Raw genomic sequence first — 25,601 nt, 5'->3', positions numbered from 1 at the left:
GTCACTTGCCCTGGAAGTTGGCCGGACGCTTGGCCAGGAACGCGGCCATGCCCTCGCGCTGGTCCTCCGAACCGAAGAGGACCGCGAAGCCCTGGCGCTCCAGCTCGTTGGCGGCGCGCAGGTCCTGATCCGCGCCGTACTCCACCACGCGCTTGGCCTGGGCCACCGCGAGCGGGCCGTTCTTCAGAATCTTGGCGGCCACCGCCTTGCAGTGCTCCATCAGCTTGTCCGCGGGCAGCACCTCCAGCACCAGGCCGATCTCCTTCGCCTTCGCCGCGTCGATGCGGTCCGCGGTGAAGAGCAGCTCCTTGGCGCGGGCGCGGCCCAGGAGGCGCGTGAGGCGCTGCGTGCCGCCGAAGCCGGGGATGACGCCCAGGGTGACTTCCGGCACGCCCAGCTTGGCCTTCTCCGACGCGTAGATGAGGTCGCAGCCCAGGGCCAGCTCCAGGCCACCGCCCAGCGCGAAGCCGTTCACGGCCGCGATGGTGGGGATGGGCAGGTTCTCCAGGGACGCGAAGACGTGGTGCCCCAGCGCGGAGAACTCCCGGGCCTGCGAGGCGCTGATGGTGGACATCTCCGCGATGTCCGCGCCCGCGACGAAGGACTTGTCCCCGCCGCCGGTGACGATGAGCGCGCGCGTGTCGTCCTTCAGCGAGCGCAGCGCGTGGTCCATCTCGTGGAACGTGGCGCTGTTGAGCGCGTTGAGCGCCTTGGGCCTGTCCACGGTGAGGATGGCGATGGCGCCGTCCTTCTCGAACTTGATGTTCTGGTAGTCCATGTGCGTGGTGTCTCCGGAGGGGGCTAGTACTTGTAGAAGCCGCGGCCGCTCTTCTTGCCGTACCAGCCGGCGTCCACGTACTGACGCAGCAGCGGGCACGGGCGGTACTTGGAGTCACCCAGGCCCTTGTGCAGCACCTCGGCGATGTAGAGCACCGTGTCCAGGCCGATGAAGTCCGCCAGCTGCAGCGGGCCCATGGGCTGGTTGGTGCCCAGCTTCATCGCGGTGTCGATGTCCTCCGCGGTGCCCAGGCCTTCCATCAGCGCGAAGCAGGCCTCGTTGAGCATGGGGATGAGGATGCGGTTGACGATGAAGCCCGGGTAGTCCTTGGACACCACCGTCGTCTTGCCCATGCGCTCGGCCATCGCGCGGATGGTGGCGTAGGTCTCATCGCTGGTGGCCGCGCCGCGGATCAGCTCCACGAGCTGCATCACCGGCACCGGGTTCATGAAGTGCATCCCGATGACGGCTTCGGGGCGCTTCGTGGCCGCGGCGATGCGGGTGATGGGGATGGAGGACGTGTTGGTGGCGAGGATGCCGCCGGGGCGCACCACTTCGTCCAGCTCCAGGAAGATGCGGCGCTTGAGGTCCTCGTTCTCCGTGACGGCCTCGATGGCGACGTCCACGTCCTTGGCTTCACGGGCGCTCGTGAAGGTGGCGAGGTTCGCTTCGGCGGCCTGCTGCTTCGCCGCGTCCAGCTTGCCCTTCTCCACCAGCTTCTTCAGGCCGGCCTTGATGCGGTCCGCGCCCTTGGCGAGTCCGTCCTTGTTGACGTCCACCAGCGACACGCGGAGGCCCGCCTGGAGCGCCACCTGCGCGATGCCCGCGCCCATCTGCCCTGCCCCGACGACGACGATGTGTTCAATGGCCAATTGAGCCTATCCTTTCCCTGCGAAATGCGGGCATAAGCAGGGCCATCTGCCCCGTCAAGCATGAGATGACGCGTGATGGAGAAAGGTCGCCATCGATGGTTCAGTCCCACGAAGAGATGTTGGCAGCTTTTGTTTTGGGACAACGTCTTTACGAGCGGTTTGCAAAGAAGACGAACTCCCTAATCGCCGAAATAATCGAGGCCAGCCCGATTGGTGTCCACTCGATCGGCTTCCGAGTTAAAACCAAAGAAAGCCTTCGAGAGAAAATAGCCAGACCCGGCAAGGACTACAGCAAGCTCGAGGATATTACTGATCTAGTCGGAATAAGAATCATCACTCACTTCGCTGAGGATGTTGACCGCATCGCAGAGCTAATTGACAGAGAGTTCGACGTTCAACCCCAGTCCATCGACAAGCGCAGGTCGATGGCCGTGAACTCATTCGGATACAGCTCTCTTCATCGGGTTTGCAGGCTCTCGAATACTCGGCTGCATTTCCCTGAGTATTCTTCTTTCCAAGGGCTTACGTGCGAAATCCAGATTCGATCGATTCTGCAACACACCTGGGCTGAAATACAACACGACCTGGGATACAAGCGACATGGGGGTGTCCCAGAGCCGATTCAGAGGCGCTTCTTCATATTGGCGGCCCTGCTGGAGTCTGCGGACACTGAGTTCTCGCGAATTAAGTCTGAGATGTCGGCGTATGAGCAAAAATCGAAAATTGAGGTTCAGACTGCCCCGCAGAAGGTAGGCATTGACGCAATCACACTGCAGCAATTTGCAGAGAGAAGTCTGGAACTTCGAAATGCGGAAAAGGAAATTGCCAATAAGTTGGGCGCGAACTTGTATCCAGTTCCGCCGCACGATGCTGGCGAAGTTTTTGGTATCTGGGCCACATACATTCAGGGCTCAGGCCTCATGAACATGGACCAACTAGAAAAGGAGTACGTTTCCAATCGCAATGACATCATCAAATTTGCGACTGGACAGCTCGAAGGTACACACTTTCATGAAGGCATTTCGCTCTTGATCGTCTCGCTACTTAGGATTAGCCGGATTGGCAGCATGGATGAAGTTAAGAAGAAGCTGGAAGACATGGAGATCCATGCGCGTTCCCGCGAGACACATCTTTTGCGAATCAGTCGTTTTCTTGGATTGAGCAAACCTGCGTCGTAGCGCGTAGCAATCGGCGTAACGTCAAGGCCTGGACGCAGGTTTGGGCAGTCGCAACTGGCGGACGATGGCCTCACCTTCGCCCACCGTGAGCCGCTCCTCCACGCGCACGCGCGGTTCGCGCCCCTCCACCTTCACGAACAGGAGCGCGCGGAAGGTGCCCTCCGGCAGGCGCATCTTGAACGTCACCTCCGGGGGCGGGCCGTTCGCGAAGAAGCGCTCCTCGCGCTTGAGGATGTGCTCCTCGTCGTCCAGCACCTGGAGATCCAGGGCGCGCGCGCTGCTCCAGCCGTCTCCGGTGAGCTGGAAGATGATCTGCCGCTCCGGCAGGTCCGTGGCCTTCCACAGCCACAGCCCCACCGCCACGATGGCGATGAGCGCCAGCCGCTTGATCAGGGGATGGGTGCGCCAGCCGCGACGCGGTGCTTCCTCCGCCACGTCCCTACTCCCGCTTCGAGCGCTTGGAGGCCGGCCGGCGCGCGTTCACGTCGGTGATGACCACGCGCGCGGTGGGCGCCTCCGCGGCCTTCTTGCTGGCCTTGGTGCTGTGCGGCTCCGGCGCGGGCGCTTCTTCCGACTTCTCCGACGGCACCAGGCGGATCTGCGCCTTGACCTCCACCGTCATGCCGGAGAGCAGCTTGAGGAACTCGTCGCGCAGCTTCTCCGACTGCATGAAGCGGCGCAGCTCCTCCGTGACGACGCGGCTGATGTCGTCCTTCGTCTTCTCCGCCTGGGAGAGGATGAAGCCCAGCGCCTCCTTGGGGAGCTTCAGCTGGCCGGCGAGGGCACGGATGCCCTCCTCGCCCATGAAGACCGCGCCCATGCCGGCCACCGCCATGCGCCGCACGAAGTCCGGCACGAAGCCGCCCGAGCGGCTCTCCCGCCCGGACTGCTGCTCCGAGTCGTCGTCGAACAGCGGATCAGGCGGGAGGTCGTCGTTGCCGGCCGGGGCCATGCGGGGTCTCCTTCACTTCAGTTGAGCCCTACCGGGCCTGCATCACCGGCAGGGGCACGCTCTTCATGGACTGCGTGGACACGCGCCCCGCCACGGCACGGGCGACGTCCTGGAAGGCCTTCGCCTCCGGGCTGTCCTTGTGCCCCACCACCACCGGCACGCCGGAGTCTCCCGCCTCGCGCACCTTGAGGTCGAGCGGGATCTCCCCCAGGAATGGGATGCCGAACATCTCCGCCGCCTTGTGCCCGCCGCCGTGGTTGAAGATGGGCGTGCTCTTGGAGCAGTGCGGGCAGATGAACTGGCTCATGTTCTCCACGATGCCCAGCACGGGGATGTGCACCTTGTCGAACATCTGCTTGGCGCGCACCACGTCCGCCAGCGCCACGTCCTGGGGCGTCGTCACCAGCACCGCGCCCGCGGCCCGCACGGACTGCGACAGCGTCAGCGCCACGTCGCCCGTGCCCGGGGGCAGGTCCAGGATGAGGTAGTCCAGCTCCCCCCAGTTCACGTCGCGCACCAGCTGCATGAGGGCGCCGTGGAGCATGGGGCCGCGCCAGATGAGCGCCTGATCCGCCTCCACCAGGAAGCCGATGGACATGATCTTCAGGCCGTGGGCAACCAGCGGATCCAGCGTCTTGCCGTTGGGGCTCACCGGGCGCTTGTCCGCGGTGCCCGTCATCAGCGGCACGGAGGGGCCGTAGAAGTCCGCGTCCAGCAGGCCCACCTTGGCGCCGTGCTGCGCGAGCGACGTGGCCAGGTTCACCGCCACCGTGCTCTTGCCCACGCCGCCCTTGCCGGCGCCCACGAGCAGGATGTTCTTCACGCCCGGCAGCAGGGCCCCACCGGAGCCGCCCGCGACGCCGCGCACCTGGGCGCCCCACTCGATGTCGAAGGACTTCAGGCCCGGCACCGCCTTGAGCGCGGCCTCCGCGTCCGCCTGGATCTTCCCCTTCATGGGACACGCGGGCGTGGTCAGTTCGATCTTCAGCTTCACCGTGTCACCGGTGACGCGCACGTCCTTCACCATCCCGGCCTTCACCAGGTCGACGTGCAACTCGGGGTCGATCACCTTCGACATGGCCGTCATCACATCGGCCTGGGACACGCTCATCGGGACACCTGAAACCTTTTGAAAACAGGCGTTTGCACGCTTGAAGGGGGGCGGAGATTGCCAGCACTCCGGGGGCTGTCAACGTCGTTTAACGCACATCTCCAGAGGCCGCCCGGCCTTCCGCCCTGCCCGGAGCGCGCGCGGCTTCTGGCCGTCATTCGATGGCCGCCACGCGGTACTCGCCGTCTTCCAGCACCAGCCGGACCGCGCGCTCGCCGCCCAGGGGGAAGAGGGCCTCGCCCGCCGCCACGCGCACGTGGGTGTTGAGGGCCAGCCGGGCGCGGCGCAGGCGCTCCTTCGCCAGGGGCTCGCGGTCGAAGTCGTCACGCAGGCGCTCCGGCGTGTAGCGGGCCCTCAGCGGCGAGGCGAGCAGGCCCCAGGCGCCCTTCCAGTCGCGGGACTCCACCTCGTCCAGGAACTTCTTCAGCGCGGCCCGGGGCACGTCCGCGGGGCGGGACTCCACCACGCGCCAGTCCTCGCCCTGGCGGGCCAGCGTGACGGACGGGGCCCGGGCCTCCAGCACGCCCGCGCCCGTGCGGACGGCGGCAGCGCGCTCCTTCCGGGCGGCCTCGTCGGAGTAGTCCTCCAGGAAGGCCCCCTCGCCCTCCGGGCCGCCGGTCGTCAGGCGGTAGGCGTCCGACAGCCGGTTCTCCTCCAGCGCCTTGGCGTACGCCTCCGCCACCGAGGCCGGTTCGCGCGACGCGGTGGCGCAGGCGGTGCCCAACAACAGGAGGCTCAGGGGTGCGAGGCGGGTCATCACTGGCGCGGCAGGGTAGACCCCGGCCCCGGGGCGGGCAATCTCCCCGCGGTGCGCCGGGCTCCAGGCGAGCGGGCGGTGTGTCAGCGGCGCAGCAGGCGGAACAGCCCGATCACCAGGTCCGCCAGGTCGATGCCGTCCGACGCGTCGAAGTTGGGCAGGGTGCTCGGGTCGCGGCTCTTGGGCAGGCTGTCACCCGACACGGCGCCCTTCGGACGGTGCTCGCCGCAGTAGAGGTCGCCGTTGAACGCATGGGCATGGACCACGGAGACCTGGATGCCGCACTGGACGCAGGCCAGGGGGGAGCGCACGCCCAGGCCGCCCGTGGGTGAGTCCGACGGCGGCAGCGGGGCCGTGGCGCCCGGCGCCTTCCACGGATCCGCGCCCCCATCCGTCGCGGGGGCGACCTCCCAGCCCTTGGACACGGGCGCGGCCTTGGGAGGCGTCACGGTGGCGTTCTCCAGGGCCTCGAACTTGCCCGCGTCCAGCCAGGTGCCGCCGCAGTGCGTGCACAGGTCCACGTTGCAGACGCGCGCGTTGACCAGCGCCAGCCGCGCGCCGCAGCCGGGACAGCCCACGGGCTCGCCGTCGCAGGTGGCACAGCGGGCCATGGCGCGCGGAATCAGGTGCCCGCCCTTGCGGCAGCGCGACGCGGCCTGCTTCGCCGCGTTCACCAGCGGCTTGAGCGAAGGCCGGTCCGGGAAGCGCTCCAGCTCCCCCCGGTCGAAGTACATGCCGTTGCAGCGAGGACAGACGTCCACCTCCACGTCGGAGGCCTGGACGACGTTCATGGGCTGACTGGGGCAGACGGGACAGGAGCGGGCCATGCGGCGCATGCTAAGGCGCCGCTCCGTCTGGAGAAAAGGGAGCGGCGCCTACTCGATGCGCGTGGACGAACCGGAGCGCTGGAGGCTCCAGGCCGCGGTGCAGAAGGCATACGTGGCCGGGTGCGCCGCGCCCATCAGCAGCTTGAGCAGCGACAGCTTCGCGCGTGGGCCGCCGTAGCGGACGATGTCGAAGTCGTCCGACGGGACGCGCGCCTCGTCCAGCGCGTGGCGGCAGACCTCCTCGAAGCCGCCGATGCGGTCCACCAGCCCCGCGTCCTTCGCGCGCAGCCCTGAATAGACGCGCCCCTCCGCCCGCTGGTGGATCTCCTCCTTCGTCCGGCCGCGCGCCTGGGCCACCAGCTCCAGGAAGGACTGGTAGCCCTCCTCCACCTCGCGCTCCAGCGCGGCGCGCTCGTGCGGCGTGAAACCCCGCGACGAGGAGAAGAAGGCCGCGTTCTCGCCCCGCGTCAGCGTGGTGCGGTGGATGCCCAGCTTCTCCAGCAGCTCGCCGTACTCGAACTTGCCCACGAAGATGCCGATGGAGCCCACGACGGCATGGGGCGCGGACCAGATCTCCTTCGCGCCGATGGCCGCCATGTAGCCGCCGCTCGCGCAGACCTGATCCACGTACGCGATGACGGGCTTCTGCTTCGCCACGCGCTTCACCGCCTCCAATATCTGCTCGGACGCGAGCGCGGATCCGCCGGGGCTCGCCACCGCCAGCACCACCGCCTTCGCGCGCTTGTCCCTGCCCGCCCGCCGCAGCGCCTTCACCACCGTGTCCGCCGCCGCGAACCGGCCCGCGCCGCCGCTGCCCGGGATGATGATGCCCTCCACGTCCACCACCGCCAGCCGGGGCTTGCGGCGCAGCCGGCGCCACTTCACCGGCGGGAACGCGAGCGTCGCCAGGTACGCGGCATACGTGGGCACCGGTGGCTCCTCGTCCTTCTTCGCCTCCAGGCCCAGGTGCGCGCCCAGGTCCGCCTCGTGGACCAGCCCGTCCACCAGCCCCGCCTCCAGCGCCCGCTTCGCGCTGTAGGGCCCCGCGTCGACGAGCGCCCGCGCCTCCTCCAGCGTCTTGCCCCGGTCGCTGGAGAGGGCCTCCACCAGGGCGGCGTAGCGTTCATCCAGGAACGACTCCAGCGTCTGTCGCTGGATGTCGGACACCCTGCCGTCCGTGAAGAGCTCCGGCGCCGTCTTGTAGTCGCCGCGCCGGGCGAAGTGCGCGTGGATGCCCACCCGGCCGAAGGCCTCGCCCAGCGCCGTCGCCTCGGCGGCGTAGCCCACCAGCTCCACCCGGCCCATGGGGGCGAGCAGCACCTCGTCCGCCGCGCCCAGCACGGGGTAGGCGTTCGTGTCCACCATCACCGCCCAGGCCACCACCCGCTTGCCGGCGGCCTGGAAGTCCGACAGCAGGCCGCGCAGGGCCTCCCGCCGGGCGTCCGGGACGCCCAGGCCTTCCATCTCCAAGAGGACGCCCTCCACCTTCGGATCCGCGGCCAGCACTTTGAGTGCGCGGCCCAGCGCTTCCAGTGAGGTCACCGTGGCGGGCTCCACCGGGGGGCCGCCCAGGCGGAAGCGCGGCACGGGGCGCGGGCGGTACGGCAGGTTGCCCGCGAGCCGGAAGCGGATCCACGTGGGCCGCTTGCGCGCCGCCATCAGACGGAAGGGCAGGCCCAGGAGCAACCGCACCCCCAGAAGGAGGTTCACCAGCAGGAGGATGGGGAGCCGGAGCATCCCGCGCGCCTAACGCCCCGCGCCGGGCGAAGCAACCCCTGTTCACCCGCCCCGGGAGGCTCTGTTAGGCTCAAGGCCCATGCCCTCCCCCTCCCTCCCCCGGCTTGTTCTCGTCCTCGCCCTCGTCTGGGGCGGCGCTGTCCTGGCGCAGCCCCAGCGCCGGCAGCCCCAGGAGTTCCAGGAACGCAAGGAGTTGACCCAGGCAGAGAAGGACGCCGCCAAGGCGCGCGCCATGGGCAACAACCTCAACGGCTACGGCAAGGACGTGCAGATCAAGGAGACGCCCATCCCCTGGATGGCCATTGGCCTCGTGGGCATCGTCTTCCTCGTCGCCACGCCCTTCGCCATCCGCGCCTACCGCGGCACCGTGAAGGAGATGGCGGACAGCAACACCTTCGGCGCCCGCGGCAGCGCGACCGAGGACGAGGCCTAGGCAAGCCCCGCCCTTCGCCTCACGCCGGACGGACCTCCACGCTTCCGCCCGGCTCCACCTGGATGTGCACCGGCAGGAAGCGCCGCAGCACCTCCGCCTGGACCGTCAGCTCGCCGGTGATGCGAGCGGCGGTGAAGCGCGTGGTGCCCGGCGTCACCGCCCCCAGCCTTCCTGACGCCAGGAGCGCCGCCGGCAGCAGCAGCTGCTCCGCCAGGTGTTCGTCGAGCGCGCCGCCCGTCTCCATGAAGCGCGTCAGCGCCTCCGCCGCCTCGCGCCCCACCCCTTCGGCGTCCACGCCCCGCTCGCCCAGCGACGTGAAGGCCGCCACGGTGTGCTCGAACTGCGCCAGCACGAACGTCGCGGAGCCCTGCGAGCGCGTCACCGCCAGCGGCCGGTTGTCGGCCTCCGCCAGGATGCCCCGCTCGCGCAGCGCGGCCACCGCGGCGCGGGACTGACGCTCCGCCACCGCGAAGGGCAGCCCGCCCACGAAGGACATCACCCGCACCTCGCGCAGCACGCCTCGCGCGGGCAGGTCCACGCGCACGGGCGGCTCCACCGGGGCGCCCACCTCCGCGGTGAACTCGCCCGCGCCCTCCGGGTGGAAGCCCGCGTGGGTGAGCGACAGCTGCACGGGCAGCCCGTACGCGCGCGCCACCGGCAGCCACGCCCCGACGAGCGCGTGGAAGCTGGGCCCGCCCCGCAGGTGCGTGCCCCCGCGCAGCGTGAGCCGTCCGCCGCCCGCGAGCGCCAGCGGATACACCAGGCACTGGAAGAGCCGGGGAGTGCTGCCGGACGCGCCGGCCTCCAGCAGGTAGTCCCCCGCGCGCACGGGTCCGGGGGTGAAGCCCAGCGCGGTGGCGCCCACGACGGCGCCCTCGCTGGTGCCGGCGCACAGCGCCTCCGCGCCGCGCACGTAGGCCAGGTGCTGGGGACGCAGGCCCGCGGGCTCGCGGTGCTCGCGCAGTCCGGTGAGCTGGAAGGGACGGCCGGTGATGAGCGACAGGGACAGCGCCGAGCGGAGGACGTGGCCGCCCCCCTCCCCCAGGCTTCCGTCGAGCAGCACCCGCCCGGCGTCGGGCCGGTCGTGACCGGTCATGTCCCTCCCGTCATGGGCTGGCGTGGCGCGCGGCCTGGCAAGGGCCGCCCGCGGTGGTGGCGGGCGCGCAGCCTAGCAGACCGCGCGCGGGGGGACCGGGGAACTACTCGTCCAGGGCGGGCAGGACGTTCACCTTCAGCGCGCTGGGCCAGGCCGCCGTGTGGTGCAGCCGGTGCATCGCGCGCACGAAGTCCGTGGGCTTCGCCTCGTAGATGCTGGGCACGAAGGTCTGCGGGTTGCGGTCGATGAACGGGAACCAGCTCGACTGCACCTGCACCATCAGCCGGTGGCCGCGCTGGAAGGTGTGGAACACGTCGTTGATGACGAACTTCACCTTCGTCACCTCGTTGGGCGTGAACGGTTTGGGCTGGGAGTAGCTGTCGCGGAAGCGGCCGCGGAACGGCTCGCCGCGCACCAGCGTCTGCTGCGCGCCCCGGTTGAGCTCGCCGGCCCGCTCCTGCTCCTTCGTCCAGCCGGGCAGCTTCCCGGGGTTCACGTCCACCACCTTCACCACCCAGTCCGCGTCGCTGCCGGTGGTGGACACCCACAGCTCCGCCTCCAGCGGGCCCGCGAGCGTGAGGTCCTTCTCCAGCGGCGCCGTCTGGTAGGTGAGCACGTCCGGCCGGCGCGAGGCGAAGCGCTGATCCTCCGTCATGTACGTCTTGGACCAGCCGGGGCTCAGGTCCTGCGTGTACGGCACGGGCCTGGCCGGGTCGCTCACGTACTCGTCGAAGAAAGCCTGCGACGCCTGCGCCGCCGTGGGCGCCTGGAACGTCAGCGCGCCCTGGGGCTGGAAGTACAGGCGCCGCTCCTTCGTGCCCTTGGGCGGCCACGCGTCCAGCTGGCGCCAGCGGTTGGCGCCGCCCTCGAAGACGAGCGCCTCCGGCACGGCCGCGTCCGGGCCGCCCTTCAGGTGCTGCTTGAAGAAGGCCAGCACCAGGTCCTGGTACGCGGTGTTGGTGGGGAAGCCGAACTCCGCGTCCCCCAGCGACGTGCTCTCCCCGCGCATCCAGCCGCCGTGGGGCCAGGGGCCCATCACCAGCGTGTTGGAGATGCCGGGGTTCTGCTTCTCGATGGCGGCGTACGTGCGCAGCGGCCCGTAGAGGTCCTCCGTGTCGTACCAGCCGCCCACCACCATCACCGCCGCCTTGATGTTCCTCAGGTGCGGCAGCAGGTTCCGCGCCTGCCAGAAGGCGTCGTAGTTGGGGTGCGCGACGATGTCCTTCCAGAAGGCGACGTCGCCCTTGAAGTGCTTGGGCTCCACGTTGGCCACCGGGCCCAGGTCCAGGAAGAACTGGTAGGCGTCCGGGGTGCCGAAGTCGTAGGGCTTCCACTCCGTGTCGTCGGTGGGCGTGGGGCGCGGCCGGCCGAAGCTGGCGAAGAAGCTGAAGGCCAGCTGCAGGTTGAGGGCGCCATGCCGGTGCATGTCGTCCCAGAACCAGTCCGCGATGGGCGCCTGCGGCGACACCGCCTTGAGCGCGGGGTGCGAGTCGATGGCGCCCGCGGACGAGTAGAAGCCCGGATAGGAGATGCCCCAGAGGCCCACCTTGCCGTTGTTGTTCGGCACGCGCTTCACCAGCCAGTCGATGGTGTCGTACGTGTCGCTGCTCTCGTCCACGTCCTTGCCGCGCTTGCCGTCGCGGTGCGGGCGCACGTTGACGAACTCGCCCTCGGACAGGTAGCGGCCGCGCACGTCCTGGAAGGCGAAGATGAAGCCGTCCTTCTCGAAGGCCTGCGTGGCCATGCCGCGCGGGTAGCGGCCGGCGCCATACGGCCCCACCGAGTACGGCGTGCGCGTGAGCAGCACGGGGTAGCGCTTCTGGGGGCTCGCGTCGTTGGGGACGTAGAAGGCCGTGAAGAGCTTCACGCCGTCGCGCATGGGGATGCGGACCTCGTACTTCGTGTAGTGCGACCGGAGGTACGCGACGCGCTCGGCGTCCGGCTCCGCGGGAGGCTTGGGGGGCGTGGCCTGGGCCTGCGCGAAGGCGGGACCGGCCAGGGAGAACAGCGCGAGCGCGGCCACGAGGCCACGGTGGTGGAAGGTCATGCTCCCCTTCTCTTTGCGGAAGAAAATGCGGGGGAAATCCGGCGGAAAATGCATCTTGGGGGAAGCCGCCGGGGCAAGGAAGCTGGAACGCCCGCCGCATCGCGCCGCGCGCCAGGCGTGCAAGGTTTGCACAGCCTCCCCGCGTGCGTGGCCATGCAGCCATTGCATCCACGGCAAGGTTTGCACACTCGGGACAAATCAGACACGCGTTGTCAATAACAGCCGCGTCCTTCGTTCCTCTGGCAGCAGGGACGCGAGGGTGCGTCCCACGGATTCGAAGGCCCGAGGGAGACGGACACATGAAGGCGAGCTTCACGATGTTGCGGCGATGGTGCCTGGCGGTGGGGATGCTGACGGCCCTGGGCGCGGAGGCGGATCCGCCTCCGGTGAACAGCGCGCAGGGAACCCTGCTGCACGGCTCGGAGCGCTTCGAGACCGTCAACATCCCGCTGGACTCCTTCGAGACCGCGACCGCGCCCGCGGGGTTCACGTGCACGAAGTCCGCGCTGATGGTGGGCGGGCGGCTGGTGGGCCTCCAGTCCTGCTCGGGCGCCAACCCGCCGATTTCAATCCTGGAGGGGGCCAGCCTCGTGGGCACGACCTTCCGCGCGCCCTTCGAGGGGCGCTCCGTGAAGCTCACCATCGAGGAGGTGCGCTGTCACGCGAGCATCACGGGGCCCGTCTTCGCGTGCACGACGCAGAACCTGGCGGACGGCAAGGCGTTCTGGGAGTACCGGGTGACGGCGGCCACGGAGGACACCGTTTCCCAGCCGCTGTGTCCCACGGGCAGCGGCTTCGCGCTCGCGGCGCCCCACGCCTGGTCCGCGGGCGGTGAGCTGCTCCCGAACCCCGAGTACTTCACCTTCGCCTGCGCGGCGAAGAACGAGGGCACCGCGAGCCTGCCGTTCTTCGTGGGCGGCGGTGTCGTCGCCAAGTGCATCGACTGGGGCTATCCGCCCTGGGCGACGAGCTACCCGGTGAACGTGGCGATGGAGTACCACCAGCTGTGCACGCGCATGGCCATGGCGGACTACTGCGGCGAGGGGCGCAGCAACACGCTGGACGGGACGCCGCTGAAGTTCATGGGGGCGCAGGACGCCATCCTGCTGAACGCGGGGGGCCTGCCGCCCACGGTGGAGGGCTACTCGCTGGAGGCCGTGTGGAAGGTGGATGACTGTGGCGACGTGCGGCCGCTGTGCCTGGGCAAGAAGCGCTGGGACACGCTGCCCCTGGAGGCCACGTGCGTGAACAAGTCGCTCCTGATCGCCCCGCGCGCGACGCGGCCCTGCGACTCCATGAACCTGGCGGCCTATGCCAACTCGACGCTGCTGGTGTCCTATTCGCTCTTCATCGACCGGTCGCTGGTGATGTTCAAGGACGCGAACAACACCTACGTGACGACCACCGCGGTGACGGTGGATCAGGCGACCATCGAAGGCGGCTCCAAGGTGACCGGCGTCCTCCTGGACATGGATGCGAACGGGATGGCGGATGCGACGTCGTTCACCGCGCAGCGCAAGGAGGGGCCCATCCTCTCCCCGAAGCTGCCCGCCAACATCCGCGCGCGCATGAGCAGCTTCATCAAGCCGCTGTACCGGTGCGTGGACGGCAATGGGCGCTACCTGCTCACGGACAAGTCGACGTGTGACGGGCTCCCCGGCTTCTTCCTCAAGGTGATCAACGGGGACCAGGCCATCGAGGGCTTCGTGTACAGCTCCGTGGACGTCACCAGCACGGGCCAGCGCCGGCCGCTGAAGCTGTGGCGGTCCCTGACGACGGCGGGCGTGTACGCCACGTCCACGCAGGCCCCGCCCGGGTTCAGCTTCGTCCGGGAGCTGGGCTACCTGCCGGCGGTGGGGCAGCTGCCGGGGCGCGATCTCTGATCAGGGCACGGACGCGCACACGCGCATCCCGATGAAGGGGAAGCGTGTGCGCGGTTCGCCGTCGCCGTGGATCACTTCTTTCCCGGCGTCAGGCGCTTCACGGCCGTCGACGAGAGCAGTGAGCGCACCTGCACGATGGCGATCGCGTTGAGTTGTCGAAGCCGCTCGGAGGCTGGCAACCCCTGGTGGATCAAGACGGAGTTCAGGCTCTCGAGGTTCGAGAGCACCACGAGTTGTTCGAGAGGCGCGTGGTCGCGCATGTTGCCCGCGAGCTTCGGGTTCTCCTTGCGCCACTCGGCGGCCGTCTTGCCGAAGAGCGCCACGTTCAGGAGGTCTGCCTCGGAGGCGTAGACGAACTGGATCTGCGCCTTCGTCAGCGTGGGCGGGATGAGGTGCTCTTGGATCGCGTCGGTGTGGATGCGGTAGTTCACCTTCGCGAGCGTCCGCTGGAAGCTCCATTCTCGCGACAGCTGCTCGGCCTCGTCGTCCTTGAGGCGCTGGAATTCCTTGATGAGGTACAGCTTGAACTCGGGGCTGAGCCACGAGCCGAACTCGAAGGCGATATCGCGGTGGGCGTAGGTGCCGCCGCCGCGCCCGGCCTTCGAGTAGATGCCGATGGCGCCGGTGGCCTGCACCCACTTGCTCGGCGACAGCGAGAAGCTGTTCAGTCCGGCCTCGGACCTAAACCTCTCGAATTCGAGGGGGTTGAAGTCCTGGTTGTGGATCTGCTCCCAGATCCCCAGGAATTCCACGGTGTTGCGGTTGCGCAACCAGGCGTAAAGCACCGTCTCGTCACCAAACCGCTTCACCATGTCGGTGAGCGAGATGTAGTCCTTCTCACCGCGGCTCGTGATGGAGACGACCGTACCCTGCACCACGATGCTGCGGCTCTTCTTGCTGTCCGTCATGACGCTCCCCCGGCCAAGGTTACCTCGGAAGCGGTCGGCAACCGTTGGAGTCAGGGCACGGACGCGCACACGCGCATCCCGATGAAGGGGAAGCGTGTGCGCGGTTCGCCGTCGCCGTGGTTGTAGGACAGGGCGGTGAGCGCGTCCTGGTAGAACGAACCGCCGCCGTACGCGGGCTTGCCGTGAGGGACCGTCACCAGCCACTCCCACACGTTGCCGGACAGGTCCGCCACGCCGAAGGGACTGTCCGACGCGGGATGCGAGCCCACCGCGTCCGGCCCGAAGGCGCGCGCCTTGCGTCCGTACGTGGCGTCGAAGTTGGCGTCATCCGGCGCGAGCACCGGGCCATGCGGATAGCTCCTGCCGTCCGCGCCCCGGGCCGCGCGCTCCCATTCGCGCTCGGTGCACAGGCGCGCGCCGGGCAGCCGTCCGGTGACATCCAGCCAGGCGGTGTACGCGCGAGCGTCCTCCCAGGAGATGCCGGACACGGGGAAGCGGCGCCAGTCCTGTTCGGCGCGCAGGGCGCGGTCCTGGTAGCGCAGCGGCTCCCCTTCCCTCGCCTGGTACGTGACGCCTTCGCGCTCCAGGTGGAAGGTCCAGGTGCCGTCGCTGGCCGGGCGCAGCTCGATGGTGCCGAAGTAGTTGGTGCCCCGGGGCCTGCGCGCGGCGCGCTCGGAGGCGGGCAGCTCGCGCAGCCAGGTGAGCCAGTCCGCGTAGGTGACTTCGTGGCGCGCGATGAGGAAGGCGCCGGTGGTGAGCCGGTGCATCGGGCGCGTGCGGATGACGGTGAGGCGGATGGTCTCGTCGTCACCGCTGCCGTAGAGGAAGCGGCCGGCGGGCACGTGGACGTAGCCGTCCGGGACGTGCTCGGGGATGGGGACCTTCGCCCGAAAGGTCTCTCCGCGCGTGAGCAGCACGGGGTAGCGGACGGGCGGACGGCCCGGGAGCGTGAACGTCAGGCGGTGCGAGCCGGGATCCAGCGTGAGCCCGGCGGTCATGGGCGTCTTGTCGAAGGCCCTGGGCTCGGACCAGCGCGGCGGGCCGCCGGGGGTGGGCTCGAAGGTCTCGACGTGGATGACGGCGCCGGGCGGGTCGCTTTCCAGCTCCATCCGGACGGGGGCGGTCAGCTTCCGGCGGGTGGCGGCGCTCGTGTCCAGTTCCTCCAGGTGCTGGGTCAGGGCGGTCTGGACTCCGGGCTCGCGGTCCCGCTCCGCGACGAGGATGCGCTGGAGGAGGACCTCGTTGACGCGCTCGTCCAGGGCCTTGTTCGAGCCCCGGCCCACGCGCGTCTGCGCGGCTTCGAGGAGGGCGCTGGCGTCCTCGTAGCGGCGGGCCTGCTTCGCGCCCAGGTCCAGGGCCTGGGCCCAGGTGGCCTCCGCTTCGGCGGAGCGGTCCGTGTCGAACGCGGTGAAGGCCTCCGTGCGGAGGGTTTCGATACGGGCGCCCAGGGCGCGGCCTTCGTCGACGAGGGAGGCCGCGGAGGCCATCGCCTGCTCCGCGTCGAGGCGCCGGGAGCGCTCGCCCCACCAGCCGCCGCCGAGGAGGATGGCCACCGCGAGCCCCGGGAGCGCGAGCACGCGGGTGACGCGGAGCCAGCGTGGACGCGGTGCGATGGCCGGGGCCGCGTTGCGCGAGGCGATGGACTCCAGCGCTTCGCGCAGGGCGTCCGCGGATTCGAAGCGCGCGAACGGATCATGCGCGAGGCAACGCGTGAGGATCGCGGCGAAGATGGCATCGACGCCGGGGACGGCGACGTCCAGCGGTTCGAAGGTCCGGGGCCGCAGCGGGGCCTCCGCGAGCGGCCCGGGCGTGGGGCCTCCGCACAGCTCGTAGAGGAGCACGCCCAGCGAGAAGAGATCGCTGCGGACCGTGGCCGGTTCCCCCCGCCAGACCTCGGGCGCCATGTAGAGCGGCGTCCCGATGCGGCCCGTGGACAGCGGGTCCGCGGGGCCCAGGAGTCGTTCGGGCGGAAGCGGTGTCGACGTTGCGGTCCGCTGCGCCGCGCCCGTGTTCGCGAGGTCCACGGAGTGCGGCGAAGCGCCAGCGCCAGTCCGGTTCGTGCTGGCGGGATGATCCGCATCCGAGCGCCCCGTGAGCACGGCTCCCGGTGACGCGCCAGTGCTCTCCGCCCGATCGCCGTTCGGCACGTCGACGGTCGCGAGGTCCACGGCGTGCGGTGAGGTGCCACCGTCGGAGCGGCGGGGCCGCGCGGGATGCCTCGGCACGTCCACCGTCGCGGTGCGCAGGGGATCCGCCGTGCCCGGCACGTCCACCGTCGCCTCCCCTTGCGCGGGCACGGCTCGGGGCGCCTCCGGCAAGCGCGCGGGTCCGACGGGCGCCATCGCCACGTCGAGCAGCTTCGCCACCCCGAAGTCGAGCAGCTTCACCTGCCCGTCCTCGGTCAGCAGCGCGTTCGCGGGCTTGAGGTCCCGGTGCAGCACACCCTGCCGGTGCGCCGCCGCGAGCCCCTTCGCCAGTCCAATGCCAATCTCCAGCACGCGCGTCCACGGCACCGGCCGGGCCAACCGGTCCAGGCTGTCGCCTCGCAGGAACTCGGAGACGAGATAGGGCCGGTCCTTCACCTCACCGACGCGGTGGATGCCCACCACGTTCGGATGCTGCACGCGGGCAATCGCTCGCGCCTCCGTGCGGAAGCGCTCGCGCTGCACCTCATCCGGTGCGACGCCCGCGATGAACTTCACCGCCACCAGCCGGTCCAGCACCGTGTCGTGCGCGAGGTACACCTCGCCCATCGCGCCGCGTCCCAGCGGCTGCAGCAGGCGGTACTCCCCGAACGTCGCGGGTGGCTGCCACGCTGGAAGCGGCTCGCTCCTCATTCACCCGCCGGGCCCCGGCCTCGCGAGGGCGCGATGCGGTGTTGCTTCAGCTTGAACGCGAACGTGCGCAGCGGCATCCCGATGAGCTGCGCCGCCCGCGTCTGCACCCCACCCGTCGCCTCCAGCGCCTCCTGCATCCGCTGCCGCTCCAGCGTCCGCAGCTCCTCCGCCAGGTTCTGGAACACCTTCGGCGTCTCCGTGCCGCCCTCTGTCCGCACCGCCTCCGGCTCCGGCGGCGCGTCCATCCCCGAGCGCAGCGACTCCGGCAGGTGCGACGGCTCCACCACCGGTCCCGGCGACGTGGCCACCGCGTACTCCACCGTGTTCTTCAGCTCTCGCACGTTCCCCGGCCACGCGTGCGCTCCCAGCACCTCCATGGTCGCGGCGGACAGGTGCAGCGGCGGACGCCCTGCCCTCGCGCACGCGTCCTCCAGGAACGCCCGCGCCAGCAGCGGCAGCTCCCGGGGCCTGTCTCGCAACGGCGGCAACACCACCACCGCCGCGGACAGGCGGAAGAACAGGTCCTGCCGGAAGCGCCCCGCCTTCACCTCGTCCGCCAGCACCCGGTGCGTGGCCGCCACCACGCGCAGGTCCACGGGCCGCTCGCGCGAATCTCCCAGCCGGGTGATGACCTGCTGATCCAACGCGCGCAACAGCTTGGCCTGGATGGGCAGCGACAGCTCCGCCACTTCATCCAGGAACAGCGTGCCGCCGCTCGCCCGCTCCAGCAGGCCCGCCCGCGCCCGGTCCGCGCCGGAGAACGCGCCCCGCTCGTGGCCGAACAGCTCCCCTTCCACCAGGCTCTCCGGCAGCGCCGCGCAGTTGAGCGGCACGAAAGGCTGCGCCGAGCGCTGCGACCAGTGATGCACCGCCCACGCCGCGTTCTCCTTCCCCGCCCCCGTCTCGCCGTGGATGAGCACCGGCAGCGGGCTCGCCGCCAGCCGGCGCAGCAACTCGAACAGCCGCATCAGCGCCGCGTCCGCCACCACCACCGACCGCTCACCCAGCGCCAGCCGGTACATGGACGGTCCGCTGACCCGCGTCTCTCCCGGAGCCGCCGCCAGCGCCGCCGCCTTCGCCGCGCCCAGCAGCGCATCCCCCTGCATCCCGTCCCCCGGCGCCGCCGCCAGCCCCGCCCGCACCCGCCCGGCCAGCGGCGTGAGCACCGACACCAGGTGCGCCGCCGCCGCTTCCGCTTCCTCGCCAGACAGGTCCGGCAGCAGCACCATCAGCGTGCCGCCCACCTGCCCCACCCCGTCCATCAACCGCAGTGCGCCATGCAGCGCGCGCACCAGCTCCACCTGCGGCACGCGCGCGGACTCCACCTCCAGCGCGAGCACGCTCACCGCCAGGCCCGAGCTGCGCACCCGGTCCAGCTCCTCGGAGAGCCGCGCCCGCAGCCCTTCCGCTTCCAGCGCCCGCCGCTCCGGCAGGGGCCGCTCGCCCCGGTGGAACACCAGCGTCACGTTGCCCAGCGTCACCACGTCGCCGCCGTCCAGCGGCCGCGTGCCCTGCACCCGCTCGCCGTTGACCCGCACGCCGTTGTGGCTGCCCAGGTCCGCGATGAACGCCTCGCCCTCCGCCACGCCCACCTTCGCGTGCTGGCGGCTCACCGACGCGTCCTCCACCAGGATGTCCGCCCCCGCCGCGCGGCCAATCACCACCGACCCCTCCCGGGGCAGCGGCACCAGCGTGGAGGTGTTCCCCTGCAACAGCAGCAGGTACAGCCGGTCCGCCGGGGCGGCGCGGGAGGCCCCCCTGCGGGAGTCCTCGGTGTCCATCAGGTCGCGTGGCGGCATTCCCCGAAAGAATGCCCAGGCCCTTGAATTCCGGGCAACACGCCAGTCCCGATTGATTTGCGAGTCAGGCCATGCGCGGTCCATGCTCCCACCCGGGAGGAGAGGGACTTTCATGGCCAAGATGCTGAAAGAAGGGGATTCGGTTCCGGACGTCACACTGCGGGGGCCGGGCGACGTGCCGGTGCGCCTGCGCGACCTCCTGGGTGACAAGGCGATGGTCATCTACTTCTATCCTCGGGATGACTCCCCGGGATGTACGGTCCAGGCCTGCAGCCTGAGGGACCAGTACCAGGACTTCACGGACGCGGGCGCGGACGTGGTGGGCATCAGCAGCGACTCCGCCGAGTCCCACGAGAAGTTCGTCGCCCGGTACCGGCTCCCCTTCCGCCTCCTCAGCGACCCGGATGGCGCGGCGCGCAAGGCCTTTGGCGTGGGCACCAACTTCCTGGGGCTGCTGCCCGGGCGGGTGACGTTCGTCGCGGACAAGGGCGGCACCATCCGCTACGCGTTCGACTCGCAGATCCAGGTGAAGAAGCACGCGGAGCTGGCGCTGGATGTCGTCCGGTCGCTTACGGGCCAGGGAGCCGCACCCACCCGTCCTGCCTGACACACGCGTTTGCCCCGCGTTTCCCGGTAGACTGATTCACGACGTCCCGGCGGTGGGAGCCAGGACGTCGCACCCCCGTCACGAGCAACAATGGGACACCTCGGGTGGGCCGGAGGCCATGTCATGCGGTTTCACTGGTTGCTGGGACTGTCGTTGTGCGTCGGTGGCTGCGCGAGCCTGACGAAGGACCTCCATGACGATGGCCTGGGGGACCAGGAGGTGCCCACGGAGGAGACGGTGTACCTCGTCCCGCTGGACGAAGCCCTCTTCACCATGCGGCGCGTCTTCGAGGAGCAGCGCTACGACGTCTTCGAGCGCGCGGACCACCACGAGCTCTACACGTCCGCGCACGAGCCCGGCGTGAACCGCCCCGGCAACCGCTCTTTCGAGCGCTACTTCGTGAAGGGCGCGGCGCTGGGCCCGCGCCAGTCCGTCATCCGCGTCTTCCGCCTGCGCTACCACGAGCAGGACACCAACATCGAGGTGAAGCCCAAGTGGCTCAATGAGCGCATCGAGGACGAGGAGAAGTACCTCGCCCGGAAGACGTTCGAGCGCTTCACCTTCGACGGCGTGCCGGACATGGAGGGCTTCAAGATGGTGCGCGGCACGCGCGACCTGCCGCTGGAGCGCAAGCTGCTGACGAAGCTGGAGATGGTGCCGTCACTGGAGCTGGTGGGCGGAAGGACGACCGCGCCCGTGCGCTCCGTGAAGGTGGAGGGCTGGGAGGACGACACGGCCCAGCCGCCGCCGGTGAAGTGCGGGGAGCCGCTGCAGGGCGTGGAGCCGCTGCTGGCCACCGGGCACACGGTGCTGGTGGGCGATCCGCTGGGCACGCGCGAGGTGCCGGAGGTGGCCACGCGGATGCTCTGCGACGCGGTGGAGAAGAAGCTGCCGGTGGCGTTGGCGCTGTCCATGCCGTCGGAGGACCAGGGCGCGCTGGATGACTACCTGGCCAGCGAGGGCCACGGCCCGGACCTGGAGCGGCTGTTGGTGGTCAGCTCCTTCTGGCGCCGCGTGTACCAGGACGGCCGCAGCAGCGGCGCCCTGCTGCGCCTCATCGAGCAGGCGCGCCGGCTGCGCGCGCAGGGGCACAGCGTCACGGTGCTGGCGTTCGACTCCAACAGCGCCTCCGGCAACGCGCGCGAGGAGGAGATGGCGAAGAACCTCATCGCCTACCGGCAGGAGCACCCGGACACGTGGCTGCTGGCGCTCGCGGGCGACGTGCACGTGCGCACGAAGCCGGTGAGCTGGAACAAGGACTTCGAGCCGCTGGGCTCGCGGCTGACGAAGGCCCTGCCCTCCTCGCCGGTGAAGGCGCTGGAGGTGGGCTTCGCGCGAGGCTCGCAGTTCTCCTGCCGCTTCAACGTCTGGGAGCAGGTGGACTGCAACGTCTTCGCGCTGAGCCCCACCCCGGAGCTGCGCCAGGAGCCGGGCACGCCGCGCAAGGTGGCGATGTTCGACGCGCCCAGCGACAAGGGCTTCCACGGCCGGCTCTGGGTGGGGACGCTCAACGCCTCACCGCCGGTCATCCAGCGCGCCGTCCCGCCCGTGGCCCAGCAGCAGCCGGGCGCCGCGAAGCCCGCGGACGCGGAGAACTGAGCACTGGGGGGCGCAATCCTTTCACCCGGAGTGCTAGACTCAGACGTCCGGGGATGGTGCGTGCCTTGGGCTGTCCCCGTCCACGAAAGGGGGCAGGACCATGCGGTGGCACTGGACGCTGGGACTTCTGTGCTTGTCAGGGTGCGCGAGCCTCTCGCGCGGGCTGGACGGGGATCCGCTGGACACGGAGCCCATCCCTACCGTGGAGCGTGTCTACCTGGTGCCGCTGGACGAGGCGATGTTCGTCGCGCGCCGCCTGCTCGAAGAGCAGCGCCTGGACATCTTCGAGAACAACACCACGCACGAGCTGTACTCCCAATCCTGGGAGATCGGCGTGAACGTGCGCGGCAACCGCACCTTCGAACGCTACCTGGTGCGCCCCGAAGCCGTGGGCCCGCGACAGTCCATCGTGCGCATCTTCCGGCTCCAGTACCGCGAGGCCGATGACGCCGTCGAGGAGCAGGTGCCCGAGCCGGGCAGCCAGAAGCGGAACGACCACTACTACAACCACTTCCGCGAGGTGTTCGCCCACGAGACCTTCGAGGCCGTCCCGCAAATGGAGGGCTTCAAGCTGCGCCGCGGCTTCCGCGACCTGCCCCAGGAGCGCAAGCTGCTGATGCGCCTGGAGATGGTGCCCTCGCTGGAGCTCGTGGGCGGCAAGGCGTCCATCCCCGTGCGCGACGTGAAGGTCGCGGGCTGGACCGCCGAGACGCCCGACGCGGCGCCCCGCTGCGGGGACCCCGTGGAGGGCGTGGACCCGCTGCTCACCTCCGGCGGCACCGTGCTGGTGGCGGACCCCATGGGCACGCGCGAGCTGCCGGACGCCGCCGCGCGGATGCTCTGCGACGCCACGGCGAAGAAGCTGCCGGTGGCCCTGGCCCTGTCCGTGCCCTCCGTGGATCAAGCCGCGCTGGATGAGTACGTGACGAGCGCCGGCACCGACGCGGACCTGGAGCGGCTGCTGGTGCTGAGCGACTTCTTCCGCCGCGTGGATCAGGACGGCCGCAGCAGCGCGGGCACCATCCACCTGCTGGAGGCCGCGCGTCGCCTGCGCGCCCAGGGCCATGCCGTGTCCGTGGTGGCGTTCGACTCGAAGGGGGCGGCGGGCAACGCGCGCGAGGCGGAGATGGCGGCGAACCTGCTCGCCTTCCGGCAGGAACACCCGGACGCGTGGATGCTGGTGCTCGCGGGCGACGTGCACGTGCGCACCGGCGGCGTGGGCTGGGACTCGAAGTTCGAACCCATGGGCCACCGGCTGGCGGCCGCCCTGCCCTCCTCGCCAGTGAAGGCGCTGGACGTGGGCTTCGCGCGCGGGGCCCACTACGCCTGCCGCTTCAACGTCTGGCAGCAGGTGGACTGCGACGTGCACGGCATCAACCCGGCGGCGGACGCGCGCCAGGAGCCGGACACGCCGCGCAAGGTGGCCCTCTTCGACGCGCCGGGCGAGACGGGCTTCCACGGCCGGCTCTACCTGGGCACGCTGAGCCCGTCCCTGCCCGTCCTCCAGCGCACCGCGAAGCCCGTGGCCCAGCAACAGCCGGGCGCCGCGAAGCCCTCGGCCCCCGCGCCCTGACGGTGACGGCGCGGGCCCCGGACGAACCGGAGCCCGCGCACGGTGCGCCGGACGGAACTACGGCGCCTTCGCGTTGAGCTGCACGCCGCTCACCACCAGGCCGTAGTCGGCGTCCACCGCCGTCGTCTCCGTGCGAGCGTCCTGGACCAGCTCGTCGGCCAGGACCTCCACCTTCCACGTGCCCGCGGCGGGGTTCGCGAGGAAGACGTTCTCCACGGTGTCGACCTTGTTGGACACGCCGCCGGCCGTGGACACGTTGCCCGCCGTCAGGCCGTTGTTGCCCCAGTACACGGTGCCGTTGGGCGCCGTCACACGCAGGGACAAGTCATTGATGCGCGCCCGGGCCGCGCCCACCGTGCCCATGGGATCCGTGTAGACCATCGTGACGTTGAGCTCCGGCTCGCCGGTGGCCACGACGAAGGCGTACGTCTTGACGGCGAGCGGCGTGAGGACGTCCGTCTCGTTGACGACGAACGTCTTCGCGGCGCGGTCGTACAGGCGCCTCAGGTCGGACGTTCCCCAGCCCTGCTTGTTGCGGTCGATGTCCGCGTTGGCGCCGCCCGCGAGCCAGTTGTACTTGGCCGCGCCGTTGATCATCAGCGCCTTGGCGGTGGCCATCTGCGGGCGGCTGGTGAAGACGTCCGCCTTCTTGCCGTGGCCGGCCCACACGCCCTCGTGCCACATCTGGTGCAGGAGGCCGAAGTGGCCGGCCGTCTGGGGCGTCGCGGAGCTGGTGCCGCTGAACTCCGTGTAGCTGCTGTCGGAGGAGCCGGACGCGCCCCGGATGCTGTCGTAGTAGAAGGCCAGGTCCGGCTTGATGCGGCCGTCCGCCGCCGGGCCGATGCTCGCGCCCGAGGACCAGCGGTCATCCGTGCGGGTCTGCGTGTTGTAGTGCCGGATGCCGCCCACGGAGACGATGTTCTTCGCCCACGCCTGCGGACGCGAGTTGCGCGTGCCGCTGTTGCTCTGCGACTGCGTGCTCAGGAGCGGCGCCTTGAAGAGGTAGTCGTCCACCTCCGCGGAGATGGTCGTGTACGACGTCGTCAGCGCGCTGCCCACGCTGGAGGTCTGGAACACCGCGCGGTAGGGGCCGCTCGGGTTGATCAGCTCCTGGTTCGCCGTGTAGCGGGACTTGGTGCCGCCGAACTGCGTGGACTCCGAGTAGAGGAAGAAGATGCCCTGCCCGGCCGGCAGCAGGCCCTTGGCCAGCGGATCCACGCCCCGGGCGAAGTTGTGGCTGTAGCAGCTCGTCCCGTGCAGCGAACCGGAGGACGTGCCCACGCTGTGGATGATGGGCGCGGTGGGCCACTCGCGGTGGGTGGTGCGCAGCTCGGTGTCGAAGATCTCACCGCGCACGCCCTGCCCGCTCCAGCCCTTGAGCCCCTGGATGTAGTTGGCGCCGCCCGTCTCACGCACGATGTCCATGTCCACCTCGCCGGGGCCACCCCAGCGGTCGATGAACTGCACCTCGTTGGCGCGCGCGAGCGAGGCCAGCTGCTCCTGGCTGAGCGTGGCCTCCACGCGCAGGCCGCCCGGCTCCACCAGGTCCACCTTGCCGCCCAGCCGCTCCACCAGCGCCGTCACGCGGGCCTGCCGCGCGGCGCCGCGCTCGCCCAGCATGATGGAGTAGCGCTGGGGCGCGAGCGCCGCCGCGCGTCCGAGCAGCGCGTCCCGCAGCACCGGCTCCAGGCGCCATTCCGGGTGGTAGTCCCCCACCCAGCGCACCGCGGGGAGCTGGGTCACGCGCTCGCGGACCTCCGACGGCATCTCCACCAGGTACGTGTGGTCCGACAGGAAGCGCAGCACCTTGCCGCCCGCGTTCTCGATGGTCTCGCGATACTCCGGCAGCGGCGTGGCGTGGAACTGCACCAGCGACAGCGTGTTGTCCCGGTCCGCCACCAGCGCGTTGCCCAGCAGCGGCGCCGTGCGAGCCAGCGGGTCGAACGACGCCTCCGCCAGCCGGATGAGGTACTCCTCCTGCTGCACGCGGCCCAGCAGCTCCGTGCCGCCGCGCGTGTACGCGGAGAAGGCGCGCTCCGTGCCGTCCGCCTGGCGCTCACGCCAGACGTGCAGCTGCACGCCGGTGCCCTGCACCACGTCCAGGGTGCGCAGGGCGCTGACCGGCCGCGCCGTCTGGTGGAACAACAGCCCCGCAGGCGTCGCCAGGGTCGTGCCGCCCGCCTGGAGCGCCGTCGCCACCGCCGCGCCCGGCGCCGCCGGAGCCCGCGTGGCCGCTGAAGGGGTGCGCTCCACCGCGAGCGCCCCGGCCGGAACCGCGAGGGTGCAGCCCAGCACGAGCGCCGTCACCGGCCGCCAGCCACCACGAGACGTCGAGAACCGCTTCCGCATGTTCTGCATTTCGGGCACTCCCTTCAAAGTGAGAATAATCTGTAATACGCATTACTGCCGTATTTCAAGTCCTTGCCACTCAGTTGCAACAGGGCGTGCTTTTTGCGGCGTGGGTGTCCACTCCGGGTAGGCCCGGGTGGTTCGGGAGAGGCAGAAGTGCGTCACGGACGCAGGCGCTGTCGGCCCGCGCTCCTTGGTCCCGCCGTCCCGGACGGGGTATGGGGACCTCCCGTCGATGAGGTCCCCTCCCCGCCCCGC

The 25,601-nt window shown here is 70.1% G+C and carries 20 protein-coding genes; 6 read left to right on the top strand and 14 right to left on the bottom strand.

What is annotated here, in order from left to right:
• Window position 1 precedes the first annotated feature (1 nt).
• Window positions 2-778, bottom strand: a complete 777-nt coding sequence (locus tag NR792_RS07890; protein ID WP_375759457.1) for an enoyl-CoA hydratase-related protein — start codon at window positions 776-778, stop codon at window positions 2-4.
• A 23-nt stretch (window positions 779-801) separates the two neighbouring features.
• Window positions 802-1,650: a 3-hydroxyacyl-CoA dehydrogenase family protein gene (locus NR792_RS07885; protein WP_375759456.1), complete on the bottom strand. Its 849-nt coding sequence runs from the start codon at window positions 1,648-1,650 to the stop codon at window positions 802-804.
• Between the two features lie 95 nt (window positions 1,651-1,745).
• Between NR792_RS07885 and NR792_RS07880 the strand changes: the two genes are divergently transcribed.
• The gene (locus NR792_RS07880; protein WP_375759455.1) at window positions 1,746-2,828 is read left to right on the top strand and encodes a GTP pyrophosphokinase family protein; all 1,083 of its coding nucleotides are present in this window, start codon (window positions 1,746-1,748) and stop codon (window positions 2,826-2,828) included.
• 21 nt (window positions 2,829-2,849) lie between these two features.
• On the opposite strand, the gene NR792_RS07875 is transcribed toward NR792_RS07880, so the two are convergent.
• From NR792_RS07875 to sppA, 6 genes are all read right to left on the bottom strand, one after another.
• The gene (locus tag NR792_RS07875; protein WP_375759454.1) at window positions 2,850-3,263 is read right to left on the bottom strand and encodes a hypothetical protein; all 414 of its coding nucleotides are present in this window, start codon (window positions 3,261-3,263) and stop codon (window positions 2,850-2,852) included.
• Between the two features lie 4 nt (window positions 3,264-3,267).
• Window positions 3,268-3,780, bottom strand: a complete 513-nt coding sequence (locus NR792_RS07870) for a hypothetical protein (protein WP_375759453.1) — start codon at window positions 3,778-3,780, stop codon at window positions 3,268-3,270.
• A 28-nt stretch (window positions 3,781-3,808) separates the two neighbouring features.
• Entirely contained in the window at window positions 3,809-4,891 is a 1,083-nt protein-coding gene (gene apbC, locus NR792_RS07865; protein WP_375759452.1) for an iron-sulfur cluster carrier protein ApbC, read from the bottom strand.
• A gap of 154 nt (window positions 4,892-5,045) precedes the next feature.
• A complete protein-coding gene (locus NR792_RS07860) occupies window positions 5,046-5,648 on the bottom strand; it encodes a hypothetical protein (RefSeq protein WP_375759451.1) in 603 nt (200 codons plus the stop codon).
• A gap of 83 nt (window positions 5,649-5,731) precedes the next feature.
• Window positions 5,732-6,475, bottom strand: coding sequence for a zf-TFIIB domain-containing protein (locus NR792_RS07855; RefSeq protein ID WP_375759450.1), 744 nt, complete (start codon window positions 6,473-6,475; stop codon window positions 5,732-5,734).
• A 48-nt stretch (window positions 6,476-6,523) separates the two neighbouring features.
• Window positions 6,524-8,212: a signal peptide peptidase SppA gene (sppA, locus tag NR792_RS07850; RefSeq protein WP_375759449.1), complete on the bottom strand. Its 1,689-nt coding sequence runs from the start codon at window positions 8,210-8,212 to the stop codon at window positions 6,524-6,526.
• 79 nt (window positions 8,213-8,291) lie between these two features.
• Between sppA and NR792_RS07845 the strand changes: the two genes are divergently transcribed.
• Complete coding sequence (locus NR792_RS07845; protein WP_375759448.1) at window positions 8,292-8,645, top strand: hypothetical protein; 354 nt, start codon at window positions 8,292-8,294, stop codon at window positions 8,643-8,645.
• Window positions 8,646-8,664: 19 nt separating this feature from the next.
• On the opposite strand, the gene rtcA is transcribed toward NR792_RS07845, so the two are convergent.
• A complete protein-coding gene (gene rtcA, locus NR792_RS07840) occupies window positions 8,665-9,741 on the bottom strand; it encodes an RNA 3'-terminal phosphate cyclase (RefSeq protein ID WP_375759447.1) in 1,077 nt (358 codons plus the stop codon).
• A 103-nt stretch (window positions 9,742-9,844) separates the two neighbouring features.
• Entirely contained in the window at window positions 9,845-11,788 is a 1,944-nt protein-coding gene (locus NR792_RS07835) for a CocE/NonD family hydrolase (RefSeq protein ID WP_375759446.1), read from the bottom strand.
• 299 nt (window positions 11,789-12,087) lie between these two features.
• Here NR792_RS07835 and NR792_RS07830 point away from each other — a divergent pair, with 299 nt between their 5' ends.
• A complete protein-coding gene (locus NR792_RS07830) occupies window positions 12,088-13,671 on the top strand; it encodes an ADYC domain-containing protein (protein ID WP_375759445.1) in 1,584 nt (527 codons plus the stop codon).
• Window positions 13,672-13,742: 71 nt separating this feature from the next.
• On the opposite strand, the gene NR792_RS07825 is transcribed toward NR792_RS07830, so the two are convergent.
• Genes NR792_RS07825 through NR792_RS07815 form a run of 3 tightly spaced genes read right to left on the bottom strand, consistent with a single transcriptional unit; the run spans window position 13,743 to window position 19,215 of the window.
• Window positions 13,743-14,579, bottom strand: a complete 837-nt coding sequence (locus NR792_RS07825; RefSeq protein WP_375759444.1) for a KilA-N domain-containing protein — start codon at window positions 14,577-14,579, stop codon at window positions 13,743-13,745.
• Window positions 14,580-14,629: 50 nt separating this feature from the next.
• The gene (locus NR792_RS07820) at window positions 14,630-17,416 is read right to left on the bottom strand and encodes an SUMF1/EgtB/PvdO family nonheme iron enzyme (protein ID WP_375759443.1); all 2,787 of its coding nucleotides are present in this window, start codon (window positions 17,414-17,416) and stop codon (window positions 14,630-14,632) included.
• Entirely contained in the window at window positions 17,413-19,215 is a 1,803-nt protein-coding gene (locus NR792_RS07815) for a sigma 54-interacting transcriptional regulator (RefSeq protein ID WP_375759442.1), read from the bottom strand. Before NR792_RS07815 ends, NR792_RS07820 begins: the two co-directional genes overlap by 4 nt.
• A 112-nt stretch (window positions 19,216-19,327) precedes the next feature.
• Between NR792_RS07815 and NR792_RS07810 the strand changes: the two genes are divergently transcribed.
• The 3 genes from NR792_RS07810 to NR792_RS07800 all read left to right on the top strand — a co-directional run bounded on the left by NR792_RS07810 (window position 19,328) and on the right by NR792_RS07800 (window position 22,994).
• Entirely contained in the window at window positions 19,328-19,822 is a 495-nt protein-coding gene (locus NR792_RS07810) for a peroxiredoxin (RefSeq protein WP_375759441.1), read from the top strand.
• 123 nt (window positions 19,823-19,945) lie between these two features.
• Complete coding sequence (locus NR792_RS07805) at window positions 19,946-21,421, top strand: hypothetical protein (protein ID WP_375759440.1); 1,476 nt, start codon at window positions 19,946-19,948, stop codon at window positions 21,419-21,421.
• A gap of 100 nt (window positions 21,422-21,521) precedes the next feature.
• A complete protein-coding gene (locus NR792_RS07800) occupies window positions 21,522-22,994 on the top strand; it encodes a hypothetical protein (RefSeq protein WP_375759439.1) in 1,473 nt (490 codons plus the stop codon).
• A gap of 57 nt (window positions 22,995-23,051) precedes the next feature.
• On the opposite strand, the gene NR792_RS07795 is transcribed toward NR792_RS07800, so the two are convergent.
• Window positions 23,052-25,352 carry a S8 family serine peptidase gene (locus NR792_RS07795; protein ID WP_375759438.1) on the bottom strand — a complete coding sequence of 767 codons (2,301 nt, stop codon included), beginning with the start codon at window positions 25,350-25,352 and terminating at the stop codon, window positions 23,052-23,054.
• Window positions 25,353-25,601 lie beyond the last annotated feature (249 nt).

It is taken from the genome of Corallococcus exercitus, from assembly GCF_042231735.1.
Taxonomy (GTDB): domain Bacteria; phylum Myxococcota; class Myxococcia; order Myxococcales; family Myxococcaceae; genus Corallococcus; species Corallococcus exercitus_B.
This window is presented reverse-complemented; position numbering and strand designations above follow the sequence as displayed.

Excerpts from the sequence above, each read along its gene's own strand:
- NR792_RS07890 (WP_375759457.1), bottom strand. The coding sequence starts at position 778 with ATGGACTACCAGAACATCAAGTTCGAGAAGGACGGCGCCATCGCCATC.
- NR792_RS07880 (WP_375759455.1), top strand. The coding sequence starts at position 1,746 with ATGGTTCAGTCCCACGAAGAGATGTTGGCAGCTTTTGTTTTGGGACAA.
- NR792_RS07870 (WP_375759453.1), bottom strand. The coding sequence starts at position 3,780 with ATGGCCCCGGCCGGCAACGACGACCTCCCGCCTGATCCGCTGTTCGAC.
- apbC (WP_375759452.1), bottom strand. The coding sequence starts at position 4,891 with ATGAGCGTGTCCCAGGCCGATGTGATGACGGCCATGTCGAAGGTGATC.
- NR792_RS07860 (WP_375759451.1), bottom strand. The coding sequence starts at position 5,648 with ATGACCCGCCTCGCACCCCTGAGCCTCCTGTTGTTGGGCACCGCCTGC.
- NR792_RS07855 (WP_375759450.1), bottom strand. The coding sequence starts at position 6,475 with ATGGCCCGCTCCTGTCCCGTCTGCCCCAGTCAGCCCATGAACGTCGTC.
- sppA (WP_375759449.1), bottom strand. The coding sequence starts at position 8,212 with ATGCTCCGGCTCCCCATCCTCCTGCTGGTGAACCTCCTTCTGGGGGTG.
- NR792_RS07845 (WP_375759448.1), top strand. The coding sequence starts at position 8,292 with ATGCCCTCCCCCTCCCTCCCCCGGCTTGTTCTCGTCCTCGCCCTCGTC.
- rtcA (WP_375759447.1), bottom strand. The coding sequence starts at position 9,741 with ATGACCGGTCACGACCGGCCCGACGCCGGGCGGGTGCTGCTCGACGGA.
- NR792_RS07835 (WP_375759446.1), bottom strand. The coding sequence starts at position 11,788 with ATGACCTTCCACCACCGTGGCCTCGTGGCCGCGCTCGCGCTGTTCTCC.
- NR792_RS07830 (WP_375759445.1), top strand. The coding sequence starts at position 12,088 with ATGAAGGCGAGCTTCACGATGTTGCGGCGATGGTGCCTGGCGGTGGGG.
- NR792_RS07825 (WP_375759444.1), bottom strand. The coding sequence starts at position 14,579 with ATGACGGACAGCAAGAAGAGCCGCAGCATCGTGGTGCAGGGTACGGTC.
- NR792_RS07820 (WP_375759443.1), bottom strand. The coding sequence starts at position 17,416 with ATGAGGAGCGAGCCGCTTCCAGCGTGGCAGCCACCCGCGACGTTCGGG.
- NR792_RS07815 (WP_375759442.1), bottom strand. The coding sequence starts at position 19,215 with ATGCCGCCACGCGACCTGATGGACACCGAGGACTCCCGCAGGGGGGCC.
- NR792_RS07810 (WP_375759441.1), top strand. The coding sequence starts at position 19,328 with ATGGCCAAGATGCTGAAAGAAGGGGATTCGGTTCCGGACGTCACACTG.
- NR792_RS07805 (WP_375759440.1), top strand. The coding sequence starts at position 19,946 with ATGCGGTTTCACTGGTTGCTGGGACTGTCGTTGTGCGTCGGTGGCTGC.
- NR792_RS07800 (WP_375759439.1), top strand. The coding sequence starts at position 21,522 with ATGCGGTGGCACTGGACGCTGGGACTTCTGTGCTTGTCAGGGTGCGCG.
- NR792_RS07795 (WP_375759438.1), bottom strand. The coding sequence starts at position 25,352 with ATGCAGAACATGCGGAAGCGGTTCTCGACGTCTCGTGGTGGCTGGCGG.